The sequence below is a fragment of the Porphyrobacter sp. CACIAM 03H1 genome (assembly GCF_002215495.1).
Lineage (GTDB): Bacteria > Pseudomonadota > Alphaproteobacteria > Sphingomonadales > Sphingomonadaceae > Erythrobacter.
In genome coordinates, this window is record NZ_CP021378.1 from 2549454 (window position 1) to 2571720 (window position 22267).

At 67.0% G+C, this 22267-nt stretch carries 19 protein-coding genes; 12 read left to right on the top strand and 7 right to left on the bottom strand.

Translation table 11 applies throughout. The features are described 5' to 3' along the window. The first annotated feature begins 75 nt into the window (after positions 1-75). Positions 76-1299, top strand: a complete 1224-nt coding sequence (locus CBR61_RS12190; protein ID WP_088914606.1) for an SAM-dependent methyltransferase — start codon at positions 76-78, stop codon at positions 1297-1299. Here the strand turns inward: CBR61_RS12190 and CBR61_RS12195 are convergent, their stop codons facing one another. Next, the gene (locus CBR61_RS12195) at positions 1300-1713 is read right to left on the bottom strand and encodes a hypothetical protein (protein ID WP_199797430.1); all 414 of its coding nucleotides are present in this window, start codon (positions 1711-1713) and stop codon (positions 1300-1302) included. 187 nt (positions 1714-1900) lie between these two features. Here CBR61_RS12195 and CBR61_RS12200 point away from each other — a divergent pair, with 187 nt between their 5' ends. Both CBR61_RS12200 and CBR61_RS12205 read left to right on the top strand, forming a co-directional pair. Continuing rightward, positions 1901-3121 (top strand): argininosuccinate synthase, encoded by a 1221-nt coding sequence (locus tag CBR61_RS12200; protein WP_088914607.1) that lies wholly within the window; start codon positions 1901-1903, stop codon positions 3119-3121. Positions 3122-4096: 975 nt separating this feature from the next. Continuing rightward, positions 4097-4651, top strand: a complete 555-nt coding sequence (locus tag CBR61_RS12205; protein ID WP_233996724.1) for a septal ring lytic transglycosylase RlpA family protein — start codon at positions 4097-4099, stop codon at positions 4649-4651. A gap of 6 nt (positions 4652-4657) precedes the next feature. Here the strand turns inward: CBR61_RS12205 and CBR61_RS12210 are convergent, their stop codons facing one another. Beyond that, the gene (locus CBR61_RS12210; RefSeq protein WP_088914608.1) at positions 4658-5041 is read right to left on the bottom strand and encodes a hypothetical protein; all 384 of its coding nucleotides are present in this window, start codon (positions 5039-5041) and stop codon (positions 4658-4660) included. Positions 5042-5134: 93 nt separating this feature from the next. Here CBR61_RS12210 and CBR61_RS12215 point away from each other — a divergent pair, with 93 nt between their 5' ends. After that, entirely contained in the window at positions 5135-6631 is a 1497-nt protein-coding gene (locus tag CBR61_RS12215) for a sodium:solute symporter family transporter (protein ID WP_088914609.1), read from the top strand. Positions 6632-6779: 148 nt separating this feature from the next. Here CBR61_RS12215 and CBR61_RS12220 read toward each other — a convergent pair whose 3' ends face one another. Beyond that, on the bottom strand, positions 6780-7019 hold the full coding sequence (locus CBR61_RS12220) for a hypothetical protein (protein WP_088914610.1): 240 nt from the start codon (positions 7017-7019) through the stop codon (positions 6780-6782). Positions 7020-7311: 292 nt separating this feature from the next. Between CBR61_RS12220 and CBR61_RS16865 the strand changes: the two genes are divergently transcribed. Genes CBR61_RS16865 through CBR61_RS12230 form a run of 3 tightly spaced genes read left to right on the top strand, consistent with a single transcriptional unit; the run spans position 7312 to position 9245 of the window. Then, the gene (locus tag CBR61_RS16865; protein ID WP_157696577.1) at positions 7312-7704 is read left to right on the top strand and encodes a hypothetical protein; all 393 of its coding nucleotides are present in this window, start codon (positions 7312-7314) and stop codon (positions 7702-7704) included. Continuing rightward, positions 7701-8177, top strand: coding sequence for an ImmA/IrrE family metallo-endopeptidase (locus CBR61_RS12225; protein WP_088914611.1), 477 nt, complete (start codon positions 7701-7703; stop codon positions 8175-8177). Before CBR61_RS16865 ends, CBR61_RS12225 begins: the two co-directional genes overlap by 4 nt. Next, the gene (locus CBR61_RS12230) at positions 8178-9245 is read left to right on the top strand and encodes a beta family protein (protein WP_088914612.1); all 1068 of its coding nucleotides are present in this window, start codon (positions 8178-8180) and stop codon (positions 9243-9245) included. Positions 9246-9390: 145 nt separating this feature from the next. Here CBR61_RS12230 and uvrA read toward each other — a convergent pair whose 3' ends face one another. The 4 genes from uvrA to CBR61_RS12250 all read right to left on the bottom strand — a co-directional run bounded on the left by uvrA (position 9391) and on the right by CBR61_RS12250 (position 15366). Beyond that, a complete protein-coding gene (uvrA, locus tag CBR61_RS12235) occupies positions 9391-12303 on the bottom strand; it encodes an excinuclease ABC subunit UvrA (protein WP_088914613.1) in 2913 nt (970 codons plus the stop codon). A gap of 461 nt (positions 12304-12764) precedes the next feature. Beyond that, complete coding sequence (locus CBR61_RS12240; protein WP_088914614.1) at positions 12765-13520, bottom strand: ABC transporter ATP-binding protein; 756 nt, start codon at positions 13518-13520, stop codon at positions 12765-12767. Beyond that, on the bottom strand, positions 13517-14518 hold the full coding sequence (locus CBR61_RS12245) for a FecCD family ABC transporter permease (protein ID WP_088915612.1): 1002 nt from the start codon (positions 14516-14518) through the stop codon (positions 13517-13519). Before CBR61_RS12245 ends, CBR61_RS12240 begins: the two co-directional genes overlap by 4 nt. Further along, a complete protein-coding gene (locus tag CBR61_RS12250) occupies positions 14515-15366 on the bottom strand; it encodes an ABC transporter substrate-binding protein (protein WP_088914615.1) in 852 nt (283 codons plus the stop codon). Before CBR61_RS12250 ends, CBR61_RS12245 begins: the two co-directional genes overlap by 4 nt. Positions 15367-15507: 141 nt before the next feature. Between CBR61_RS12250 and CBR61_RS12255 the strand changes: the two genes are divergently transcribed. The 5 genes from CBR61_RS12255 to CBR61_RS12275 all read left to right on the top strand — a co-directional run bounded on the left by CBR61_RS12255 (position 15508) and on the right by CBR61_RS12275 (position 22199). Beyond that, on the top strand, positions 15508-16653 hold the full coding sequence (locus tag CBR61_RS12255; RefSeq protein ID WP_233996726.1) for a cell wall hydrolase: 1146 nt from the start codon (positions 15508-15510) through the stop codon (positions 16651-16653). Between the two features lie 129 nt (positions 16654-16782). Then, positions 16783-17124 carry a hypothetical protein gene (locus CBR61_RS12260; RefSeq protein ID WP_088914616.1) on the top strand — a complete coding sequence of 114 codons (342 nt, stop codon included), beginning with the start codon at positions 16783-16785 and terminating at the stop codon, positions 17122-17124. 271 nt (positions 17125-17395) lie between these two features. Continuing rightward, the gene (gene mdh / locus CBR61_RS12265) at positions 17396-18358 is read left to right on the top strand and encodes a malate dehydrogenase (RefSeq protein ID WP_088914617.1); all 963 of its coding nucleotides are present in this window, start codon (positions 17396-17398) and stop codon (positions 18356-18358) included. Positions 18359-18445: 87 nt separating this feature from the next. Further along, on the top strand, positions 18446-19336 hold the full coding sequence (sucD, locus tag CBR61_RS12270; RefSeq protein WP_088914618.1) for a succinate--CoA ligase subunit alpha: 891 nt from the start codon (positions 18446-18448) through the stop codon (positions 19334-19336). A gap of 67 nt (positions 19337-19403) precedes the next feature. Continuing rightward, the gene (locus CBR61_RS12275; protein WP_088914619.1) at positions 19404-22199 is read left to right on the top strand and encodes a 2-oxoglutarate dehydrogenase E1 component; all 2796 of its coding nucleotides are present in this window, start codon (positions 19404-19406) and stop codon (positions 22197-22199) included. The last annotated feature ends 68 nt before the right edge of the window (positions 22200-22267 follow it).

Here is a 22267-nt window from a genome sequence, read left to right on the forward strand (position 1 = left end):
CCACCAAGCCCATGATATTGCGATAGCCGCAAGTCCGGCTAAAGTTACCATGGCAGCATCCTAGAAAGGAGCCCCATGAGCAAGCCTCTCCTCGACCGCTTCCTCGCCCGCGCCGTGAAGAAGGGCCGCCTCGGCGTGGTCTTCGCCGACGGTAGCGCCAGCACCTACGGCGAGGCTGCCGAGGGCTTTCCCGAGATCGTGCTGCGCTTCACCGATGCCGCCGTGCCGCGCGACATCGTGCTCGATCCGCGTCTCGGCGCGGCGGAGGCCTTCATGGACGGGCGGCTGCTGATCGAGGAAGGGGACGTCATGGGCCTCGTCAGCCTGCTGCGGATGAACGACCCGTGGGAGCGCGGCAACAACAACCTGCGACCCGGGCGGCTCAAGCGCCTCGTCAACCGCGCGAGCTTCGCCGCCGAGCAGATCAACAACCGCGTCGGATCGAAGAAGAACGTCGCGCACCACTACGACATCGGCAACGATCTCTACGCACTGATGCTCGATGCCGAGCACTGGCAGTATTCCTGCGCCTACTGGGCAGACGGCGTCACCACGCTTGCCGAGGCGCAGTTCGCCAAGCTTTCGCACATTGCGAAGAAGCTGCACCTTGCGCCCGGGCAGGAGGTGCTCGACATCGGCTGCGGCTGGGGCGGGATGGCGATCCATCTGGCGCGCCACCACGATGTGCGCGTCACCGGCATCACCCTGTCCGAGGAACAGGCCGCGCTCGCCCGCCAGCGGGTGCGCGAGGCGGGGGTCGCGGACAAGGTGACGATCCTCCTCGAGGATTACCGCGACACCGCCGCCTCCGGCCGCCGCTTCGACCGGATCGTCTCGGTCGGGATGTTCGAGCATGTCGGCCGCGCGCAGTTCGAGACCTTTTTCGAATCCTGCGCGCGCATGCTCGCCGATGACGGGGTGATGCTGCTCCACACCATCGGCCGCTTCGGCTCGCCCGGCACCACCGATGCCTTCACCCGCAAGTACATCTTCCCCGGCGGCTACATCCCCGCGCTTTCGGAAACCCTCGCCGCCTCGGAGAAATTCCGCCTGATCGCGAGCGACATCGAGACACTGCGCCTCCACTACGCGAAGACGATCCGCGCATGGTATGCCAACTGCCTCGCGCACCGCGAGCAGATCGTCGCCCTGCATGACGAGCGCTTCTTCCGGATGTGGACCTTCTACCTCGCCGGCGCCGCGACCGTGTTCGAGCACGGGAGCATGGGCAATTACCAGATCCAGTACATCCGCAACCGCCACGCCCTCCCGGTGACGCGGGACTACCTGTACCGCTGATCAGCGCGCCGCCACGAGCTTCACCGCACCGTGATCGTCGGTGTGGTCGCCGTGACGGTGATGCAGGTGCCCGTCGTGGACGAAGTCCATGTGATCGCCGTGCTGCACGGTCATGTGTTCCTCGCCGGCATGGCCGTGGGCGTGATCGTCGGTGGTGACGCGGCTGACCAGTTCCTCGGCATCGGGATTGCTGTCGGTAACCTCGAGCACATGTTCGTCGACATGGCCATCGTGCGCGCGGTGGAGATGCCCGTCATGCAGATAATCGACATGGCCGTTGTGGTCGATAGCCTGATGGCCGCAGCCCTTGGCGTGGGCATGGCCTTCGTGCCCGCCGTGAATCACCTCGTGCGCCATCGCCGGCGCGGCGAACAGGGGCAGCGCCAGCATGGCGCAGTACAGGGATCGGTTCATTCGCGTGTCCTCCACTTGCGACGATCCCGCCCCTCTCTTACCCTATCCGCTGCGCGACGTCACTCGAAAAACCATGATACATTAGCACATTAGCTCGGCGCCGCAGCTGCTGGCCGATTGCCCGATTGCCCCGCCCCGCGCGCACTGTTAGGGGCGCGCGCGTCAGTCTCCCAAGGAACCCCTCTCCATGGCCCAGCCCCAGAAAGTCGTCCTCGCCTATTCGGGCGGTCTCGATACCAGCGTCATCGCCAAGTGGCTGAGCGTCGAACGGGGCCTCGAGGTCGTCACCTTCACCGCCGATCTGGGGCAAGGCGAGGAGATCGAACCCGCGCGCGCCAAGGCCCGCGCCATGGGCATCCCCGACGAGCACATCTTCATCGAGGACCTGCGCGAGGAATTCGTGCGCGATTTCGTCTTCCCGATGATGCGCGCCAATGCCCGCTACGAGGGCGACTATCTGCTCGGCACCTCGATCGCCCGGCCGCTGATCTCCAAGCGCCTCGTCGAGATCGCCCACGCCACCGGCGCCGACTTCATCGCCCACGGCGCGACCGGCAAAGGCAACGACCAGGTGCGCTTCGAGCTCTCGGCCTATGCGCTCGATCCCAATATCAAGGTGATCGCCCCGTGGCGCGAGTGGGACCTGACCAGCCGCACTGCCCTGATCGCCTGGGCCGAGGCGCACCAGATCCAGGTGCCCAAGGACAAGCGCGGCGACAGCCCCTTCTCGACCGACGCCAACCTCCTGCACACCTCGTCCGAGGGCAAGGTGCTGGAGGACCCGTGGGAGGAAACCCCCGACTACGTCTATTCGCGCACGGTCAATCCCGAGGACGCGCCCGATACGCCCGAATACATCACGGTGGATTTCGAGAAGGGTGACGGCGTGGCGCTGAACGGCGAGGCGATGAGCCCCGCGAACCTACTCGCCGCGCTCAACGACCTCGGCCGCAAGCACGGCATCGGCCGGCTCGATCTCGTCGAGAACCGCTTCGTCGGCATGAAGAGCCGCGGGATGTACGAAACCCCCGGCGGCGAGATCTACGCCCGCGCGCATCGCGGGATCGAACAGATCACCCTCGATCGCGGCGCAGCGCACCTCAAGGACGAGCTGATGCCGCGCTATGCGGAGCTGATCTACAACGGCTTCTGGTTCTCGCCCGAGCGCGAGATGCTGCAAGCCGCCATCGACCACAGCCAGGACAAGGTGACGGGCACGGTGCGGCTGAAGCTCTACAAGGGGCTGGCCAGCGTGGTGGGCCGCAAGTCGCCCTATTCGCTCTATTCGGAAGCCCACGTGACCTTCGAGGACGACGCCGGGGCGTATGACCAGAAGGACGCCGAGGGCTTCATCAAGCTCAACGGCCTGCGCCTGAGGCTCCTGTCGCGCCGCAATCGCGACGCCTGATCCGCGATCCCGAATGGGGAAAACCGAGTCGCGGCGCTCGTCGCAGCGGCACGGCGCCCTTATCGTGACAGTTTGAAGGCAGTTTCGTTCCTGCTTTCCCCTCCGCTTCGCGACAAATGCGACGAAGCGTTGAGTTATCCACTCGTGTCCACAGGCCAGATGGCCCGAAGTGGAAAACTCGCCTGCGGAAATGTTGCCAGAACGCCGATTCAGGCGCACTTTCAACCTGTCTTCGGGATACGAAGCAACCGGACCGGAAGGCCGCAAGGCTCTGAAGAACCGGAGGTTTTTATCCCAAGGATGGCGGTGACATCTGTCCACGCGCCGATCTGGAGACGGCATGCAGGAGGCTTCGGCCAAAGGCAAGTCGGCTCAATTCAAGGGTTGGAGCGACGCGGTGGCACCGGACAGGCCAAGAACCTGGCCGTACGGCGAGTGCAGCGGAAACGGCGAGAGCCCCCAAGCCGCAGTTCTTGCAGACGGTAAAGGGACGCGGTCTCGGCCAGGCGGAAGCGCGCGGCGGCGGAAAGCGGAGGACTTCGGTCCGAGGCGGAACGCCAAGCCAGCCGGAAGCAGGGCCGGATGCCGGCGCGAGCGCCGGTGACAAATCTCTGGCAGGGCCGGCCGCAAGGCGCAGGCAGCGAGAGGCTAGACATCGGGCGCCAAGCATGGCCCCAGGCAAATGAGGCCGAAGGTTCGCCGGAGGCATCACGAGCGGGGTCATCCACACGCCGGTGAGAGTGGGGTCGGCAGCGATGCCGGCCCCATTTGCATTCCGGACTTTCCCCTTGCCCGTTTGCGAGCCTTGAAGCCGATTCGCCGCCCCAGAAGGCTTCTAACCCATGCAATGGACGGCCAGCCGTTCCAACGGTTCGTCGCATCTCCGGTGCGACTCGGGCCCGACTCGAAGCGTCGCAGCGATGAAAGCCTAACCTGGTTTGCCTTTCGCTACGGGCCCGCTGTATCGGCGCCGCCATGCGAACGGGAACGCATTTCGATGGCCGCAGCGCCCGCAGCCTGACCGCGAAGAGCCTTCAGGCTCTCGCTGTCGCTGGCCTGCTCGGCCTCATGCCGCTCGCCGCATCCTCGGCAGCCGCCCCCGACGCGGCCGCCCCGCGGGTCGATGCCGCGACCAGCGCCGCCGTGATCGAGCTCGTGCCGGTCCAGCCCAGCGCCGAAGTGACCGCCCCCGCCCCCGCAATCGAAGAGCGCGCGCCCTCCGCGCCGCAGGACACCGTGATCGGGCGCGGCAGCGCGTCCTACTACGCCGCCAGGTTCCACGGCCAGCGCACCGCCAACGGTGAACGCTTCGACAATACCGACATGACCGCCGCGCACCGCACCCTGCCCTTCGGCAGCCTCGTGCGCGTAACCAACCCGGCCAATGGCCGCAGCGTGGTGGTGCGGATCAACGACCGTGGGCCCTTCACCCGCGGCCGCATGATCGACGTGAGCCGCGCCGCCGCCGAGGAACTCGGGCTCGTCGCGCGCGGCCATGCGACGGTGGAACTCGCCCTCGTCGCCGACTGATCCCGTTCAGGGGTTTTCGGAATAGGTCATTTCCAGCGCCGCCGTATCGCCGGTGATCTTCAGCTTCATGCGCGCCGTCACGCGGTTCGAGGTGTTGCGCAGCAGCGCCTGCTCCCCGGGCGCGAAGCGGGCCTCGACCAGGCCGCCGGGCGCCACCGTCCCCCGCTCCACCGGCTGCGCACCGGGCAGCTTTCCGAGCACCACCACCGCGACCTTGCCCGAATTGCGCCCGGTCACCTCGAATGCGCCGGGCTGCCCGCCGCCGAGCTCGAAGGTCTGGCCGGGCTCGATCTGGAGGCCGGACGTGATCTCGCCCGCCTGCGTGCCTGCGGCCAGCGCAAGGGCGACAGCGACCAGCGGCAGGGCATTTCGTTTGGTGAACAGTCTCATCGGGCGCTCCTTCGCGCTGCCCCGTCCGCTCGGATCTACGCCCTCGGCGCGCCGGCGGATGCATCCGCCTGACGATAGCGCGGAACGCGCCTCTTGTCTGGCGGCACGGCGCGGCTAGGAACGTCGTCCTGCTGTCCGATCCGCGCCGCAAGAGGGGCTTGCGCCGCCGGGGATGCGGCAGCTTGCCGGGGGGTTTTCGCCATCACGCTCACGCTTGCGCTGATCCTCGCCTATGTCGCCGCCCAGGTCTCGCTTGCGCTGTGGGCAGGGCGCGGGGCGAAGTCCGATGCCGACTATCTCGTCGCCGGCCGCTCGCTCGGCCCCTTCGCCGTGGGTATGAGCCTGTTCGCCACATGGTTCGCCTCCGAAAGCCTGATCGCGACCTCGGGCGAGGTGGCGCGCGACGGGCTCGCGGGGGCGCGGGCCGAGCCCTTCGCCTATGCCATCGGCATCCTCGCCATCGCCCTTTTCTTCGCCCATCGCCTCAGGAGCGGGGGCTTCATCACCATCGCCGACTTCCTGCGCGAGCGCTTCGGCGGCCAGACCGAGCGCCTCGCCGCAGGGGTGATCGCGCTTTCGGCCACCACTTGGTCGGCGGCGCAACTCTTTGCTTTCGCGACAATCATCGCGGGCGCATCGGGGCTCGACTTCGCCACCTCGCTGATCGGCGCGACCTTGCTGGTGATGACCTACACCCTGTTCGGCGGCCTGGCCGGCGACGTCGTCACCGACATCGTGCAGGGCGCGATCATCATTGTCGCGATCCTGATCCTGTTCGCCCTGATGGTGGATGCCTCGGGAGGCCTTGCCGCCATGTGGGCCGCAGCCCCCGCCACCGTGTGGAGCTTCACCGCGCCGGGCGAGACCTGGGTGGAACGCCTTGAACTGTGGCTCATTCCCATCGCCGGCACCATGGTCAGCCAGGAGGCGCTCGCCCGCACGCTCGGGGCCCGCTCGCCCGAGGTGGCGCGGCGGGGCGCGCTGCTGGGGGCGGCGATCTATCTCACCGTGGGGCTGATCCCGGTGAGCTTCGGCCTGTTCGGCCCGCAGCTCGGCCTCCCGCTGGGGGCGGACGAGGCCTATCTGCCGAGCCTTGCGGGCGCGCTGTTCCCCGGCTGGCTGATGATCATCTTCACCGGCGCGCTGGTTTCCGCGATCCTCTCCTCGGTCGATTCCGCCCTGCTCGCGGTCTCGGCGGTGATCACCGAAAACGGCTACAAGCGCCTGAATCCGAACGCTTCTCCCCTCCAGCTTCTGCGCGCGGCGCGGACCGCGACCGTGGCTGCGGCGGCGCTCGCGGCGGGGCTGGCGCTGCAGGGGGAGTCCCTGCGCAACCTCGTGCTCGACGCCGGGGCGATCGCGGCGGTGCTGGCGGTGCCGATCATCGTCGGCCTCGCCCGATGGTCGACCAGCGCGCGGGCGGCGGCGGGGGCGATCCTCGTGCAGGCGGCGGTGCTGGGGGTGCTCGACTACGGGTTCGGGATGCCCGGCGCCTTCCTGTGGATGCTGGCGAGCGGCGCGGCGAGTTTCGCCGCCATCACCGCCTGGGAACGCCGCCGCACCGCCCCGCAGGCACCGACCACCCCCTGACGACCGCGCAACGACCGCGCGACGACCTGCACACGACATCGCGATACCCGCGCGCAAAAGCGCCGCCGCGAGGGGGGCGCGGGCGCGCGATGTTCCATGATGTCAGAGCTTTGGCCGCAAGGTCCACGGCTGCGGGGCAAAATGCCGCTCACCAGATGGGCAGCCGCCCGTCCCCGCAGATCAGCCGCTCGTTCGCGAGCACGATGGCGCGCGCCTCCTCGTTGACCGGCGCGGCCTGCCCGATGCGGCCCGCTTCGACATGGGAGAGCCACTCCGCGACGAAGCCCTGCCCCCCGGGATCGCGCCAATCGGTCGGCCCGACGGGGAGTTTTTGCGATGGATCGACGGGCGCGAGCGGGGTGTGGGAAAGCGCAAAGGTTCGGATCATGGGCGCGGGGCTCCTGGCGAGCGGCTGAGCAAAACAGCGCCCGCCCCCCGCAACCTCTCCTCCGCCCTGCCTGCCCGAGCCCCGGCCTGCGCGTTATGCACGGCGCGCCGAGGGGCTGGCGGGACGAGCGCGTGGGGTGGGAGGTTCGCTTGCGCAGGGCCGACGCCTGCGCGGGAGGGTAGAGGGGGTCTGGGGGTGTAGGAAAATGCTGTTTTCGGGTCTAAGGCATGAATCATTGAGAGGAAAAGCAGCGCTGACTTGACATGTTCTCCCTATGTTCCTAAGGAGTGAGATGGAAGGATACATCAAATTCTGCCGCCGCCTCACACTGGTGGGATTGGGCGTGGCTGTTGGGATCATCGCAGCAAGCGAACCGAATGTGTCCTTCGTGGTTTCGACCAACATGAAGTACACAGACCTAGTCGCTGTAATCTTGACAGCACTTGGGGTCATTCTAGCTGCACTTGCAGCAGTAATTGGCCTTTTAGCCTATATAAATTGGCAGAGATTTGAAAATAATGTACAAATTAAAGTTGAAGAGTATTTAAACAACTTTGTTAAACCCACGGAGCGTTATGAAGCCATCCGTGACCTCATTGAGGATCACAAGGAAAAAACTCGTCGGTTATTAGAGGCGGAGAAAGAAATCGAAAACCTAAGCAAATTTGATGAGAATCAAATATGATTACGGACACTCAGCGATCGATACTTCAGCGGCATCTTTCTGAGGTGCCAGTTAAACTCGGCGCCCTTGCCAGCGAGCTTGGCTTGGAAGTTTTCAAATCGCCGCTGCGCCCTGGTATATCTGGCCTCATTGAGCCTTCGCATAGTGCGCCGAGTGGATTTCGGATTAAAATCAATCGCCACGAAAGCGTCGAACGCCAACGGTTCACGCTAGCCCATGAGATCTCTCATTTTCTGCTTCATCGAGAGCTGATCAGAAATGGCGTCATTGACGACACGATGTACCGCTCTAACCTGAGCAGCAGGCACGAGATCGAAGCAAATAAGCTTGCATCAAAAATCGTTATGCCGGAGGCTGCGGTTGACATGCTGCGGAGAAAATACTCAGGCCACTCATTCGAGGAAATGACTCACCTCATGGCAAAGGACTTACGCGTCTCTGAACCGGCGATGAGGATTAAGCTTGGAGGGTAGATGCTCAAGGGTCGAGAATACGTACCTTTATTGTACACGCGACTTGCTGAGATTCGCGCGATGCGTGAGCTACCCGAAAGCAGCAAAAACTTGATGGTGCCCGTTTTCAAGTTGCGCCCTTGGCTAAACTCCAAAGAACTAGATCGCGCAGTTGAGGTCGTCGAAGAAGCCGTAGGCAACCGGCTCTACGGACTTGATCTCGATGAGTTCAAGCTCAACTTAAATCCTGACCCGTCGAAAACAGCCGCTACACAGTTCTTGCAGCTGTTTGAAAAAGCCGAGGGATATAAAAATTACTACGACTTGGTCGCATCAGGACCAAATCGAGTGCCCGTCTTTCGAGGCATCAACGATGCGGACTTGGAAATAGAGAAACAGATTGAACATATTCTCCATATCGATCGCGGTGTCTTTGTTCGAGCTAAGGTCGGGGAGCCGGGCTCACTCCTCGAAATAGCGCGAAAATTGGCCGAAAACGATATTGACAACGCAGTCTTTATCATCGACTGCGGCTGGGGTCGAGACTTACTTGTCTCTGCGGCTCTTGCATCTCAGTTCGCTCAAAGACTTGTGAATACTTCCGATAAATTTGAAATTGTCATCGCAGGTAGCAGTTTTCCTGATGACTTCAAAGGACTCGGAGAACGATTTACGATACCAGCTATTGAAAGACAGCTGTATTTTGAGGTACGACGTCAAGTCAACTTCGATGCGCTCTATTATGGAGATTGGGGCAGTACGAGACCACCGACTGACCCGATACCAATGAAGCATGTTCCGCGCATAGATACCGCTAGGTCAACCGACTGGGTTTGCTGGAGAAGTGAAGATGATGAAACTTACGTTGAGGTCGCTCAGCGTGTCATCACAGACCCAGCATGGGACGGAAAGCTGGGAATTTGGGGCGAGTACATGGTTGTTGCAACTGCCGAAGAAGAGGCTGTACGAATAAAGGCTCCTGCCATGGCCGCCGCCGTCCGAGTGAACATCCATCTCCATCAGCAAGCTAACTTCGACAATCCAGGAGGATTGCATGTCGGTGATGAAGCTGTAGGTGACGATCTCTAGCGGTGCTAGGCAAGTTCAGGACTGGTTATGCTTGCCTACTGTTGGAGCAGCGGCTTGAGATACCGCCCCGTAAAGCTCCGCTCCACCTTCACCATCCTTCGACAAGCTCAGGACAGGCTCGGTTGCCGGCTACCCTCGCCCTGCATCAGCGCCGTTCAAGCAGCGGCTTGAGGTAGGCTCCCGTGAACGACCGGGGTTCCTCGGCAACCGCCTCCGGCGTCCCCACCGCCACGATCTCCCCCCCTCGCACGCCGCCCTCGGGGCCGAGGTCGATGATCCAGTCGGCGGTCTTGATCACGTCGAGGTTGTGCTCGATCACCACCACCGAATTGCCCTGCTCCACCAGCCGGTGCAGCACTTCCAGCAATTTTCGGACGTCCTCGAAGTGGAGGCCGGTGGTCGGCTCGTCGAGGATGTAGAGGGTCTGGCCGGTGGAGCGGCGGGCGAGTTCCTTGGCGAGTTTCACGCGCTGGGCCTCGCCGCCGGATAGCGTCGTCGCCTGCTGGCCGACCTTGACGTAGCCGAGGCCGACCTCGTTCAGCATCCGCATCTTCTCGCGGATCGGGGGGACGGCCTTGAAGAATTCCTCGGCGTCCTCGATCGTCATGTCGAGCACGTCGGCGATCGAGTGGCCCTTGAACTTCACCTCGAGCGTCTCGCGGTTGTAGCGCTTGCCGTGGCATTCCTCGCAGGTGACGTAGACGTCGGGGAGGAAGTGCATCTCGATCTTGATGAGGCCGTCGCCCTGGCACTTCTCGCAGCGGCCGCCCTTGACGTTGAAGGAGAAGCGGCCGGGCTTGTAGCCGCGCGCGAGGCTCTCGGGGAGGCCGGCGAACCAGTCGCGGATCTGGGTGAAGGCGCCGGTGTAGGTGGCGGGGTTGGAGCGCGGGGTGCGGCCGATGGGGGACTGGTCGATCTCGATGACCTTGTCGCAGTGGTGGAGGCCGGTGATCTCGTCATGCGCCCCGGCGATGACCCGTGCGCCGTTGAGGACGCGGGCGGCGCCGGCCTGGAGGGTGTCGATGGTGAGCGAGGACTTGCCCGAGCCGCTGACGCCGGTGATGCAGGTGAAGGTGCCGAGCGGGATCTTCGCGGTGACGCCCTTGAGATTGTTGGCGCGGGCGTTCTTGACCTCGATGTGGTGCCCGTTGCCCTTGCGGCGCTTGGCCGGGACGTCGATCTTGCGCTTGCCGGTGAGGTAGTCGGCGGTGAGCGAGCCCTTGGCCTTGAGGATCTGCTTGAGGGTGCCCTCGGCCACCACTTGCCCGCCGTGCACCCCGGCACCGGGGCCGAGGTCGACGATATGGTCGGCGGCGCGGATCGCGTCCTCGTCATGCTCGACGACGATCACGGTGTTGCCGAGGTCGCGCAGGCGCTTGAGGGTTTCCAGCAGCCGGTCGTTGTCGCGCTGGTGGAGGCCGATGGAGGGCTCGTCGAGCACGTAGAGCACGCCGGAGAGGCCGCTGCCGATCTGGCTGGCCAAGCGGATGCGCTGGCTCTCGCCCCCGGAGAGCGTACCGCTTGTGCGGTCGAGGTTGAGGTAGTCGAGCCCCACGTTGTCGAGGAAGCCCAGCCGCTCGTTGATCTCCTTGAGGATCGCGCGGGCGATCTGGCTCTGCTGCGGGGTCAGGTATTGATCGAGGCCGAGGAACCATGCTTTGGCGTCCGCCACGCTCATCTGCACCGGCGTGGCAATGTCGGTCGGCCCGTCGGCGCCGGGGATCTTCACCGATAGCGCCTTCTCGTTGAGCCGCTTGCCGCCACAGGTCTCGCAGGGCTGCGCGGTCTGGTACTTCGACAGCTCCTCCTGCATCCAGGCGCTCTCGGTCTGCATCATGCGGCGATTGAGGTTGCCGATCACGCCCTCGAAGGGCTTGTGAACGGTGTATTCGCGGCGACCGTCCTTGAAGGTCAGCGGCACCGGCATCCCGCCCGTGCCGTGGAGGATGATGAGCTTCTGCTCGGGCGCGAGGTCCTTCCACGGCGTGGTGAGGTCGAAGCCGTAGGCCTTGGCGAGGCTGGCGAGCACCTGCATGTAATAGGGCGAAGGCGGGTTGGACTTGGCCCAGGGCACCACCGCGCCCTGCTTGAGGGTCAGCGCCTCGTTGGGCACCACCAGCTGCGGATCGAACAGCATCTTCTCACCGATCCCGTCGCACGCCGGACACGCGCCTTGCGGGGCGTTGAAGGAGAAGAGGCGCGGCTCGATCTCCTCGATGGTGAAGCCGCTCACCGGGCAGGCGAATTTCTCGGAGAAGACGATGCGGTTGGGCGGCAGGCCCGCCCCCTTCATGGCACCCCCGCCCTGCCCCTCGTTCTCGCGCCCGGGCACCACCCCGTCGGCGAGGTCGACATAGGCCAGGCCTTCGGCAAGCTTCAGCGCCTGTTCGAAGCTGTCGGCGAGCCGCGTCTCGATGCCTTCGCGCACCGCGATGCGATCGACCACCACCTCGATGTCGTGCTTGAACTTCTTGTCGAGCGCAGGCGCCTCCTCGATCGGGTAGATCTCCCCGTCGATCCGCACGCGGGTGAAGCCCGCGCGCTGCCATTCGGCGATTTCCTTGCGGTATTCGCCCTTCCTCCCGCGCACCACGGGGGCGAGCAGATAGGCGCGCGTGCCCTCGGGCAGGGCCATCACCCGGTCGACCATCTGGCTGACGGTCTGGGCGGAGATCGGCTCGCCGGTGGCAGGCGAATAGGGCGTGCCCACCCGCGCCCACAGCAGGCGCATGTAGTCGTAGATCTCGGTAACGGTCGCCACGGTCGAGCGCGGGTTGCGGCTTGTCGTCTTCTGCTCGATCGAGATCGCCGGCGAGAGCCCGTCGATATGCTCGACATCGGGCTTCTGCATCATCTCTAGGAACTGGCGCGCATAGGCCGAAAGGCTTTCGACATAGCGCCGCTGCCCCTCGGCATAGATCGTGTCGAAGGCGAGGCTCGACTTGCCGCTCCCCGACAGCCCGGTGACGACGATCAGCGCATCGCGCGGCAGATCGATGTCGATACCCTTGAGATTATGTTCGCGCGCACCGCGCACGCTGATCGTTGTGAGGCTCATGGAGGAGGTTTGTTCCGGAAATGTTCGCGTGGGTCAAGGGCGCGCGGCAAGGCGGCGCGCCGGTCATCCCCAGATGGAGACGAAGGCGCGGGAGTGCAACGGGCGAGGCGGGGAATGGTGCCCGGCCGGGGGCGGAGATCGAACGATCGAACCCCGGACGCCGGCGGGCTTTTCGCGTCACCGACCTGGCAGTGTGCGGCGCGTTTCAGGACAACGGGGCCGCGCCGATGGCGATCCGCAATTGCCGAAACCCAAGCAATTCCGCCATTTTCACCGCCCTATAGAAAATCTGTAGTCGCCAGTCCGGCCCCCTTCGGCCACAAGGAGGGCCTCTCTGCGGAGCTCCGGCCGGGTCCTTTCAGGGTCGCAACCTGGCCGGTCGGACGGGGCCTGCGGATGGGGGCGGAACTTGGCGGGCGGGCTTTGGGAAGGGCTCCCCGCCGCATGTTCGGCAAGGCGCCTCACTCCGCTCCCGGCAGCGCGCTCGACAGGGCCATCGCGCCCGGCTCGCCCAGCCACCGCGCCTGCACGCCCCACCCCTTGCGGATCACGTCGGGATTGAGCGCCTCGGCGGGCGGGCCCTCGGCGATCAGGCGGCCTTCCTTCAGCACCAGCACGTGATCGGCATGGTTCATCGCCAGCGCGAGATCGTGGAGCACCAGCACCACCCCCTGCCCTGCCGCCGCACAGGCCCTCAGATGGGCGACGAGAGCGAGCTGGTGCGCGAGATCGAGCGCGGCGAGGGGCTCGTCGGCGAGAATCCAGCGCGGGCTCCCCGCCAGCACCCGCGCCAGCAGCGCCCGCGCGCGCTCGCCGCCTGACAGCCGGCTCGCAGGGCGGTGGCGCAGGTCCGCCAGATCGAGCGCCGCCAGCGCCGCTTCCACAGCCCCGGTGCCCCGGTCCCGCCACGGCAGGCGGCCGAGGGCGACGAGGTTCTCGACCGCCACGTCCCAGGCGATATCGGGGGTCTGCGGCAGATAGCCGATCGCCTTCGCCCGCTCGCGCGCCGGAAGGGTGGCGAGCGCGCTCCCCTCCAGCGTCACCGCCCCGGCGGAGGAGGCCAGCAGCCCCGCAAGCCCGAGCAGCAGCGAGGACTTGCCCGCACCGTTGGGGCCGGTGATCGCGGTGATCCGGCCGGACGAGAGCGCGGCGGTCAGGCCCTCCACCACAGTCCGCCCGCCGCGCATCAGGGAAAGGTTCTCGGCTGCCAGCGTCACAGGCGCCCCCGTCGCATCCGCAGCAGCAGCCAGCCGAAGAAGGGCGCGCCGATCAGCGACAGGGCGATGCCCAGCCGCAGCTCGGTGACCAGCGGCAGAATCCGCACGATGCTGTCCGCGGCAAGCACGAGGCAGGCCCCGGCGAGCGCGCTCGGCAGGATCAGGCTGGAGGGCAGGCGGTCGGTCAGCGGGCGGACCAGATGGGGCACGACGAGGCCGACGAAGCCGATGATCCCCGCCACCGCCACGCCCGCGCCCACTGTCATTCCGACGCCCGCGACCAGCAGCAGCAGGAGCCGCGCCGGATCGACCCCGAGCGAGCGCGCCGCTTCCTCCCCGAGCGTCAGGGCATCGAGGCTGCGCGCCGCCAGCGCCAGCACGCCGATCCCGGCGAGCGTGAGCGGCGCGGCGATGGCAACCTCGCGCCACGACCGGTCGGTGAGCGCGCCGTTGAGCCACATGACGATCTCGGACAGGGCGAAGGGATTGGGCGCCAGCGTGATCGCAAGTGCGGTGAGCGCGCCGGCGAGGCTCGCCAGCATCAGGCCGGCGAGCGTGAAGAGCGCGATCCCGCCGCCTGCGCCGCCCGCCGCGTCGGAGGCGGTGCGCCCGGCGATAAGCGCCAGCAGCGCCATGCCGCCGCCCGCCCCCGCCAGCGCGAGCGCCGGCAGGCTCCAGGCGGCAAGGTGCGGCGGCAGGACGGGGACCAGCCAGAAACTCGCCACCGCGCCCAGCGCCGCCATCGGGGCTATGCCGAAGAGGCCCGGGTCTGCGAGCGGGTTCCTGAGATAGCCTTGCATCGCCGCGCCCGCCGCGCCCAGCCCCGCGCCGATCACCACCGCCAGCATCGCGCGGGGCGCGCGCAGTTCGGCGAGGATCAGGCCGGCATTGGCGGGAAGCGCGGGCGCAAAGGGATCGATCCACACGCGGCCGGCCAGCAGCGACAGCGGCAGCAGCACCGCGAGAAGGCCGGCAAAGACGAGGCTCGCCCGGTTCATGCCCCGCGCTCCACCGCCGCGCGGATCGCCCGCAGCCGGGCGCGGGCGCGCGGAATGGTCGGCCCGCCGCACCAGATCAGCGAGGGATCGAAGGCTGCGACCTGCATTCCGGGCACGCCCTGCGCGAGCAGCGGGTGGCGCTGGCCCTCCGCCTCGCCCGCCACCAGCAGCACCTGCGGCGGATCGGCGAGCACGGCCTCGAGGCTCACCCGGTCAGCCTGGCGCAGCCCGCGCGCGGCAGCGTGGCTGACGAAGCCCTCCTCGCGCAGCAGCTCGGCGATCAGCGTCGCCTCGCCCGCGACGATCTCCCCCGGCTGCCACAGCAGCGCGTCGAGGGGCGTATCGGCTGCGGGAGGCGGCGCGGCGATGCGCGCGGCGAGCGCCTCGCCCTCGCGCACGCGTCCGGCGAGCGCGGCCACCTCGCGCACCTGAGCGGCGCTCTCGGCGATCGAGGTGGGGCTGCCGAAGGTCGCCACCCGCAGTCCCGCGCGCTCCAGCGCCTGCCGCGTCGGCTGGGGCAGGAAGATCGAGGCGAGCACCAGATCCGGCTGGCGGGCGATCACCTCCTCGGCCGTGCCGCCCGTCGCGCCATAACGCGCGGCGATGCTTCGCGGGATGGAGCTGGAGCCGGGATCGCGGCTGTAGTGCGACAGCGCCAGCACCTGCTCCGGCCCCGCGATCTCCACGAGGATCGCGTCGAGACAGGGGTTGAGGCTGACGATGGTCGGGTGCGCGGGATCCTCCGGACGCGTGGGCGGAGGGCCGGCGCAGGCCGCAAGGCACAGCAGCGCAAGCAGCGCCCCGCGCCCCCTGCCCCGCCAGCCTGTCGTGATGCGATCCCGCGCCATATCCCTTGCGGCCAAGGCGATAGGCGGGCGCGGGCGTGCAGGCAACGGGTTAAGAACCCGCAGCGCGCCGTCCCGAATCGGGACGCGGGGCCGCCCTGCCCTCGCCCCGCCCCCGGCGCGCGCGTAAGGCGGGGTCCGATCATGGGCACAGCGCACACCCCCTTCGCCTTCAGGGCTCCGGCCTCCCGCCGCCGCTGGAGCCTGCCGGTGGGGCCGTGGCGCAAGCGTCTTGCGGTGCTGGTCGCGGCGATCGCCGTGCCCGCGATGGCGGCAACAGGCGGGGTCGGCACGCTCCCGGGTCCGGCGGTGGAAAGCACCGCCGCGGTTGCCACCCGCAAGGCCGCCGAGGCAGCCCTGCCCTTCGAGCGCCCTGGCATGAGCTTCCCGGGCTCGGCCTTCTACTACATGGCCGATCCCGCCGGCACGGCGCTGGTCGCGCTGCCCGATGCCGACCCCCTGGCCCACGGCGCCGCCGAGGGCGCGCGCGAGCTCGGTGCGCTGATCGATGTCGGCGCTGCGGCCAAGCCCTTCTACTCCCCCGGCACCGGCATCACCCACATGCGCGCGCAGGAATGCCTTGCGCAGGCCGTCTGGTACGAGGCCGCGAGCGAGAGCGAGGCTGGGCAGCGGGCCGTGGCACAGGTGGTGCTCAACCGTGTCGCCCACCCCTCGTGGCCTTCGAGCGTGTGCGGGGTGGTCTACCAGGGGTCGGAGCGCAGCACCGGCTGCCAGTTCACCTTCACCTGCGACGGCAGCCTCGCGCGGCGCCCTTCGGGCGTGAGCTGGGCGCGGGCGCAGCGCATCGCGGCCGAGGCGCTGTCGGGGAGCGTCTATGCCCCGGTCGGCCTTGCGACCCATTACCACACGCTCTGGGTCAATCCTTACTGGGCCGGCACGCTCGACCATATCGGCACGATCGGGGCGCACCGCTTCTACCGCAACCGCGGGACGAGCGGGCAGGCGGCAGCCTTCACCGGAGGCTATGCCGGGCTCGAGCCGGTGGTGAGCGGTCGCACAGCGCCGGCCGCCGCGACGATCGTGCCTGTGGCTTCCGATGCCGTGCCGGGCCGTCCGGTGATCGCCTATGATCTCGGTCCCGTGCCCGCGGCGCGGCAGGCCGCGCGGGCGGCGGGCGTTAAGGCTCCGGCCGATCCCGCCGCCGACGCACCCGCACCCGCCTATGCCGGGACAGGCGCGGTGAAGGCCGAATATGCCCGATCCGGACAGTGGAAAGCGCAGCCGGGCGCGGCCCCGGCCCCTGCTCCCGCGCCCGTTCCTGCCCAGTAGCACCGCCGCGCGGAACAGGGTTAAGGTCCCGGCAACCCTGTTGCCACACCAAGCCTTAGCGGCACCCGGGCTAGGCGGCCTGCAACGCCGGATACCGAAGCCGGCCAAGAACACGGGAACCGCCACACCATGTCCGTCCGCTTCGCCTCCGCCAATCATCCGGCCCGCCGTCTCGGATGGCGTGCTGCAGGGCGCGGGCTGGTGGCCCCGGCCCTGGCGCGGGCGGTCAACGACAATCCGCGCGCGGGCGGCCCTGCCGAGCCGACGGCAGTGCGCTTCGATCCCCTGCTGACCGATGCGCTGAAGCATTTCGCCGTCCACGGCCTTGCATCGGCCGAAGCCGCAGCGGAACTCGCCGCCGAAGCCTCGCAGCGCGACGATGCCGATGCCCGCGATCACTGGCTGGCCGTGACCCGGATGTTCGACCGCCGCCTCGCCGCGCGGGCCGAGCGGGTGCTCGAACCCGCCTGACCACACCTGCCAAGTCCCGCTTCCCTAAGGTCCTGCACCACAGGGCGGTCCGTCTGTGCGTCAACCTGATCCATTAATGCAATTGCGAACTGTTTGCAAAGATAGTTGCCGCATCCGCGCTTTTGCCGGTTGCAATCGCATTTCGAGCGGCCTACCGCGCCTCATGTAACGGGTGCCCAGCCGCTTGGGACGAGGGTTGGCACCGGCGCCTCGCTTGTTCACGCGCGCTTCATCGCTTCGTCCCGAAGGATCAGGGAAGGAAGTCCGAACAATGGCCCGCAAGAAGATCGCCCTCGTCGGCGCCGGCAATATCGGCGGCACGCTCGCTCACCTCGCTGCGCTGAAGGGCCTTGGCGACATCGTCCTGTTCGACGTGGTCGAAGGCGTGCCGCAGGGCAAGGCGCTCGACCTCAGCCAGTGCGGCCCCGTGGAGGGCTTCGACGCCTCGATCACCGGCTCGAACGACTATGCCGACATCGCCGGCGCCGACGTGGTGATCGTCACCGCGGGCGTCGCGCGCAAGCCCGGGATGAGCCGGGATGACCTCCTCGGCATCAACCTCAAGGTGATGAAGGCGGTCGGCGAAGGCATCCGCGACAACTGCCCCGATGCCTTCGTGATCTGCATCACCAACCCGCTCGACGCGATGGTCTGGGCGCTGCGCGAGTTCTCGGGCCTCCCCCACAACAAGGTCGTCGGCATGGCCGGCGTGCTGGACTCGGCGCGGTTCGCGACCTTCCTCGCGTGGGAATTCGGCGTTTCGGTGAAGGACGTGAACGCCTTCGTGCTCGGCGGCCATGGCGACACCATGGTGCCGGTGCTGTCCTACTCGACCATCAACGGCATCCCGGTCGCGGACATGGCCAAGATCAAGGGCATTTCCGAAGCGCGCCTCGGCGAGATCGTCCAGCGCACCCGCTCGGGCGGCGGCGAGATCGTCGCACTGCTCAAGACCGGCTCGGCCTTCTACGCGCCGGCCACCAGCGCGATCGCGATGGCCGAAGCCTATCTCTACGACCAGAAGCGCATCCTGCCCTGCGCGGTGCAGGTTGACGGCAAGTACGGCGTCGACGGGCTCTATGTCGGCGTGCCGGTGGTGATCGGCGCGAACGGCGCGGAAGAGGTGATCGAGATCAACCTTACCGACGAGGAAAAGGCCAACCTCCAGGTAAGCGTCGACGCGGTAAAGGAACTGCTCGAGGCGTGCAAGGCGCTGGATAGCTCGCTCGCCTAATTCTCAACTCCGTCACCCCAGCGAAAGCCGGGGCCTAGGGGCTCTAGGTGCCAGCTTCCGCCGGCATGACGAACAAGGAAAAACCCAATGTCCATCCTCGTAAACAAAGACACCAAGGTCATCACCCAAGGCATGACCGGCAACACCGGCACCTTCCACACCCAGGCCGCGCTCGATTACGGGACGCAGATGGTCGCGGGCGTGACCCCGGGCAAGGGCGGCACCACCCATATCGGCCTGCCGCAGTTCGACACCGTGCGCGAAGCCAAGGCCGCGACCGGCGCGACCGCTTCGTGCATCTACGTGCCCCCGCCGTTCGCCGCCGACGCGATCTGCGAAGCGATCGATGCCGAGATCGAGCTGATCATCTGCATCACCGAGGGCATCCCGGTGCTCGACATGGTCCGCGCCAAGCGCGCGCTCGCGGGCTCGAAGTCGCGCCTCATCGGCCCCAACTGCCCCGGCGTGCTGACCCCGAACGAGTGCAAGATCGGCATCATGCCGGCCAACATCTTCAAGAAGGGCTCGGTCGGCATCGTCTCGCGCTCGGGCACGCTCACTTATGAAGCCGTGCATCAGACCACGATGGCGGGCCTCGGTCAGACCACCGCGGTCGGCATCGGCGGCGATCCGGTCAACGGCACGAACTTCATCGACGTGCTCGACCTGTTCCTCGACGACTCCGAAACCGAGTCCATCATCATGATCGGTGAAATCGGCGGCTCGGCGGAAGAAGAAGCCGCCGCCTTCATCAAGGCCGAGGCCGCCAAGGGCCGCAAGAAGCCGATGGTCGGCTTCATCGCCGGGCGCACCGCCCCTCCGGGCCGCCGCATGGGCCACGCGGGCGCGATCGTCTCGGGCGGCCAGGGCGGCGCCGAGGACAAGATCGCGGCGATGGAAGACGCGGGCATCCGCGTCTCGCCCTCGCCTTCGCTGCTCGGCGAAACGCTGGCCGCGATGCTGAAAGAAAACGCCTGAGTTAACGACTACCGGCCCCTCGCGTTCTAGCGAGGGGCCATCCTTCCTCCTCCCCGGGAGTCCCACGATGGGCAACGAACCGCAGAACTTCATCCCCGCCTTCACCGATCAGGAAGGCCCGCAGCCCGGCCCCTCCTGGGCGAAGCGCGGCTGGCTCGACACGCTCGCGGACAGCGGCGCCGACCTCGTCGCGGCGATGGACCCGACCGAGATGCGCCTCGCCGTGCAGAAGGCGGCGAAGGATGCGGGCAAGCCTGCCGACCCGAAGGCGGTCGAAAAGGCCGCCGCGCTCTCGATCGCGGCGATGACGCTCGTTCGCCTCTACCGCGTGCGCGGGCACATGGCGGCCGACCTCGATCCGCTCGGCCTCTCGAACCGCGAGGGCCCGGCGGACCTCACGCTCGAATGGCACGGCCTTGCGGGCAAGGAGAACGAGGACGTCTATGTCGGCGGCGTGCTCGGCATGGAATGGACCACGGTCGGCAAGCTCCACCAGCGGCTGCGCGAAGTCTACTGCGGCAAGGTCGGCCTGGAATACATGCACATCGCCGATACCGAGGAACGCCGCTTCCTCCAGGACAAGTTCGAGAAGCCCGGCGAGACAATCCAGTTCACCCCCGAGGGCAAGAAGGCGATCCTCGCCGCGGTCCTGCGCGGCGAGCAGTACGAGGAATTCCTCGCCAAGAAATATGTCGGCACCAAGCGCTTCGGCCTTGATGGCGGCGAGTCGATGATCCCGGCGCTGGAAGCCGTGATCAAGCACGGCGGCAGCGCGGGCGTGCGCGAGATCATCTACGGCATGGCGCACCGCGGCCGCCTCAACGTGCTCGCCAACGTCATGGCCAAGCCCTACCGCGTGATCTTCCACGAATTCTCGGGCGGTTCGGCCAACCCCGATGACGTGGGCGGTTCGGGCGACGTGAAGTATCACCTCGGAACCTCGACGGACCGCGAGTTCGACGGCATCAGCGTGCACATGAGCCTCGTGCCCAACCCCTCGCACCTCGAGGCGGTGAACCCGGTGGTGCTCGGCAAGGCGCGCGCGCAGCAGGCGATCCGCGACGACCTCAAGAAGAAGGACCAGGTCCTCCCCGTGCTGATCCACGGCGATGCGGCCTTCGCGGGTCAGGGCGTGGTGTGGGAGAGCCTCTCGCTCTCGGGCGTCCCCGGCTACGACACCGGCGGCTGCATCCACTTCATCATCAACAACCAGATCGGCTTCACCACCTCGCCGAAGTTCGCGCGTTCCTCGCCCTATCCGAGCGATGTGGCAAAGGGCGTGATGGCCCCGATCCTCCACGTCAACGGCGACGATCCGGAAGCCGTGACCTTCGCGTGCAAGCTCGCGGTCGAATACCGTCAGACCTTCCACCGCGACGTGGTGATCGACATGTGGTGCTACCGCCGCTTCGGCCACAACGAGGGCGACGAGCCCAAGTTCACCCAGCCGCTGATGTACGACAAGATCCGCAGCCACCCCAAGGTCTCTGTCTCCTACGAGGCGCGGCTGGTGCGTGAGGGCGTGGTCGAGGCCGGCACCCGCGAGACGATGGCCGCCGATTTCGTCGCCCTGCTCGAGGAGGAGTTCGAGGCCGGCAAGAGCTACAAGGCCAACGAGGCCGACTGGTTCGGCGGCCGCTGGGCCGGGCTCAACAAGCCCGCCGACCCGGAAACCGCGCGCCGCTCGGTCGAAACGGCGATCGAGCCCAAGACGCTCGATGCGCTCGGCCGGGTGCTCACCGAAGTCCCCGCCGATCTGGAAATCCATAAGACCCTCGACCGCGTGCTCGCCGCCAAGCGCGAGATGTTCGCCGCCGGAGAGGGCTTCGACTGGGCGACCGCCGAGGCACTCGCCTTCGGCAGCCTCGTGATGGAAGGCTACGGGGTGCGCCTGTCCGGGCAGGATTCCGGGCGCGGCACCTTCAGCCAGCGCCATGCGGTGTGGATCGACCAGAAGTCGGAGCGCAAATACGTGCCGCTCTCGACCCTGCCCCACGGCAAGTTCGAGGTGCATGACAGCACGCTCTCCGAATATGGCGTTCTCGGCTTCGAATACGGCTTCGCGATGGCCGACCCCAAGAGCCTCGTGCTGTGGGAAGGCCAGTTCGGCGACTTCGCCAACGGCGCGCAGATCATGATCGACCAGTTCGTCGCCAGCGGCGAGAGCAAGTGGCTGCGCGCCAACGGGCTCGTGATGCTGCTGCCGCACGGCTATGAAGGCCAGGGGCCGGAGCACTCCTCCGCGCGTCTGGAGCGCTTCCTCCAGCTGTGCGCCGACGACAATATGTGCGTGTGCAACATCACCACGCCGGCGAACTATTTCCACGTGCTGCGCCGCCAGATGCTCCGCAGCTTCCGCAAGCCGCTCATCATCATGAGCCCCAAGTCGCTACTGCGCCACCCGATGGCCAAGAGCGCCAAGTCCGACTTCCTCGGCGAGAAGCAGTTCCGCCGGATCATGTCGGACACGAAGGAGATCGCGGACGACAAGATCCGCCGCCTCGTGCTGTGTTCGGGCAAGGTCGCCTACGACCTGACCGAGGCGCGCGATGCGGCAGGGATCGACGACATCTCGATCGTGCGCATCGAGCAGCTCTTCCCCTTCCCCGGCGATCCGCTGGCGCTGCGCCTGTCCCGCATGACCAACCTCCAGGAGGTCGTGTGGTGCCAGGAGGAGCCGCGCAACAACGGCGCGTGGTTCTTCGTGAACGAGCGGATCGAGGATGCGCTGACCGCCGCCGGTCACGCCGGCATGCGCCCGACCTATGCGGGGCGCGATGCCGCCGCATCGCCCGCGACCGGTCTCGCCAGCCGCCACAAGGCCCAGCAGGAGGCGCTCGTCGCCGCCGCACTGGGGCTGTAGCTGCAAACACCATCACCCGTTCGTGTCGAGCGAAGTCGAGACACCCCGCACGAATGGTTCTCGACTTC

What these genes read in the sequence shown, in the direction of transcription:
- CBR61_RS16865 (WP_157696577.1), top strand. Translation starts at nt 7,312, where the DNA reads ATGGAAGGATACATCAAATTCTGCCGCCGCCTCACACTGGTGGGATTG.
- CBR61_RS12220 (WP_088914610.1), bottom strand. Translation starts at nt 7,019, where the DNA reads ATGATCCGAACCTTTGCGCTTTCCCACACCCCGCTCGCGCCCGTCGAT.
- CBR61_RS12195 (WP_199797430.1), bottom strand. Translation starts at nt 1,713, where the DNA reads ATGAACCGATCCCTGTACTGCGCCATGCTGGCGCTGCCCCTGTTCGCC.
- CBR61_RS12245 (WP_088915612.1), bottom strand. Translation starts at nt 14,518, where the DNA reads ATGAACCGGGCGAGCCTCGTCTTTGCCGGCCTTCTCGCGGTGCTGCTG.
- uvrA (WP_088914613.1), bottom strand. Translation starts at nt 12,303, where the DNA reads ATGAGCCTCACAACGATCAGCGTGCGCGGTGCGCGCGAACATAATCTC.
- CBR61_RS12190 (WP_088914606.1), top strand. Translation starts at nt 76, where the DNA reads ATGAGCAAGCCTCTCCTCGACCGCTTCCTCGCCCGCGCCGTGAAGAAG.
- CBR61_RS12260 (WP_088914616.1), top strand. Translation starts at nt 16,783, where the DNA reads ATGTCCGTCCGCTTCGCCTCCGCCAATCATCCGGCCCGCCGTCTCGGA.
- CBR61_RS12255 (WP_233996726.1), top strand. Translation starts at nt 15,508, where the DNA reads ATGGGCACAGCGCACACCCCCTTCGCCTTCAGGGCTCCGGCCTCCCGC.
- CBR61_RS12225 (WP_088914611.1), top strand. Translation starts at nt 7,701, where the DNA reads ATGATTACGGACACTCAGCGATCGATACTTCAGCGGCATCTTTCTGAG.
- CBR61_RS12205 (WP_233996724.1), top strand. Translation starts at nt 4,097, where the DNA reads ATGCGAACGGGAACGCATTTCGATGGCCGCAGCGCCCGCAGCCTGACC.
- mdh (WP_088914617.1), top strand. Translation starts at nt 17,396, where the DNA reads ATGGCCCGCAAGAAGATCGCCCTCGTCGGCGCCGGCAATATCGGCGGC.
- CBR61_RS12250 (WP_088914615.1), bottom strand. Translation starts at nt 15,366, where the DNA reads ATGGCGCGGGATCGCATCACGACAGGCTGGCGGGGCAGGGGGCGCGGG.
- sucD (WP_088914618.1), top strand. Translation starts at nt 18,446, where the DNA reads ATGTCCATCCTCGTAAACAAAGACACCAAGGTCATCACCCAAGGCATG.
- CBR61_RS12210 (WP_088914608.1), bottom strand. Translation starts at nt 5,041, where the DNA reads ATGAGACTGTTCACCAAACGAAATGCCCTGCCGCTGGTCGCTGTCGCC.
- CBR61_RS12230 (WP_088914612.1), top strand. Translation starts at nt 8,178, where the DNA reads ATGCTCAAGGGTCGAGAATACGTACCTTTATTGTACACGCGACTTGCT.
- CBR61_RS12200 (WP_088914607.1), top strand. Translation starts at nt 1,901, where the DNA reads ATGGCCCAGCCCCAGAAAGTCGTCCTCGCCTATTCGGGCGGTCTCGAT.
- CBR61_RS12275 (WP_088914619.1), top strand. Translation starts at nt 19,404, where the DNA reads ATGGGCAACGAACCGCAGAACTTCATCCCCGCCTTCACCGATCAGGAA.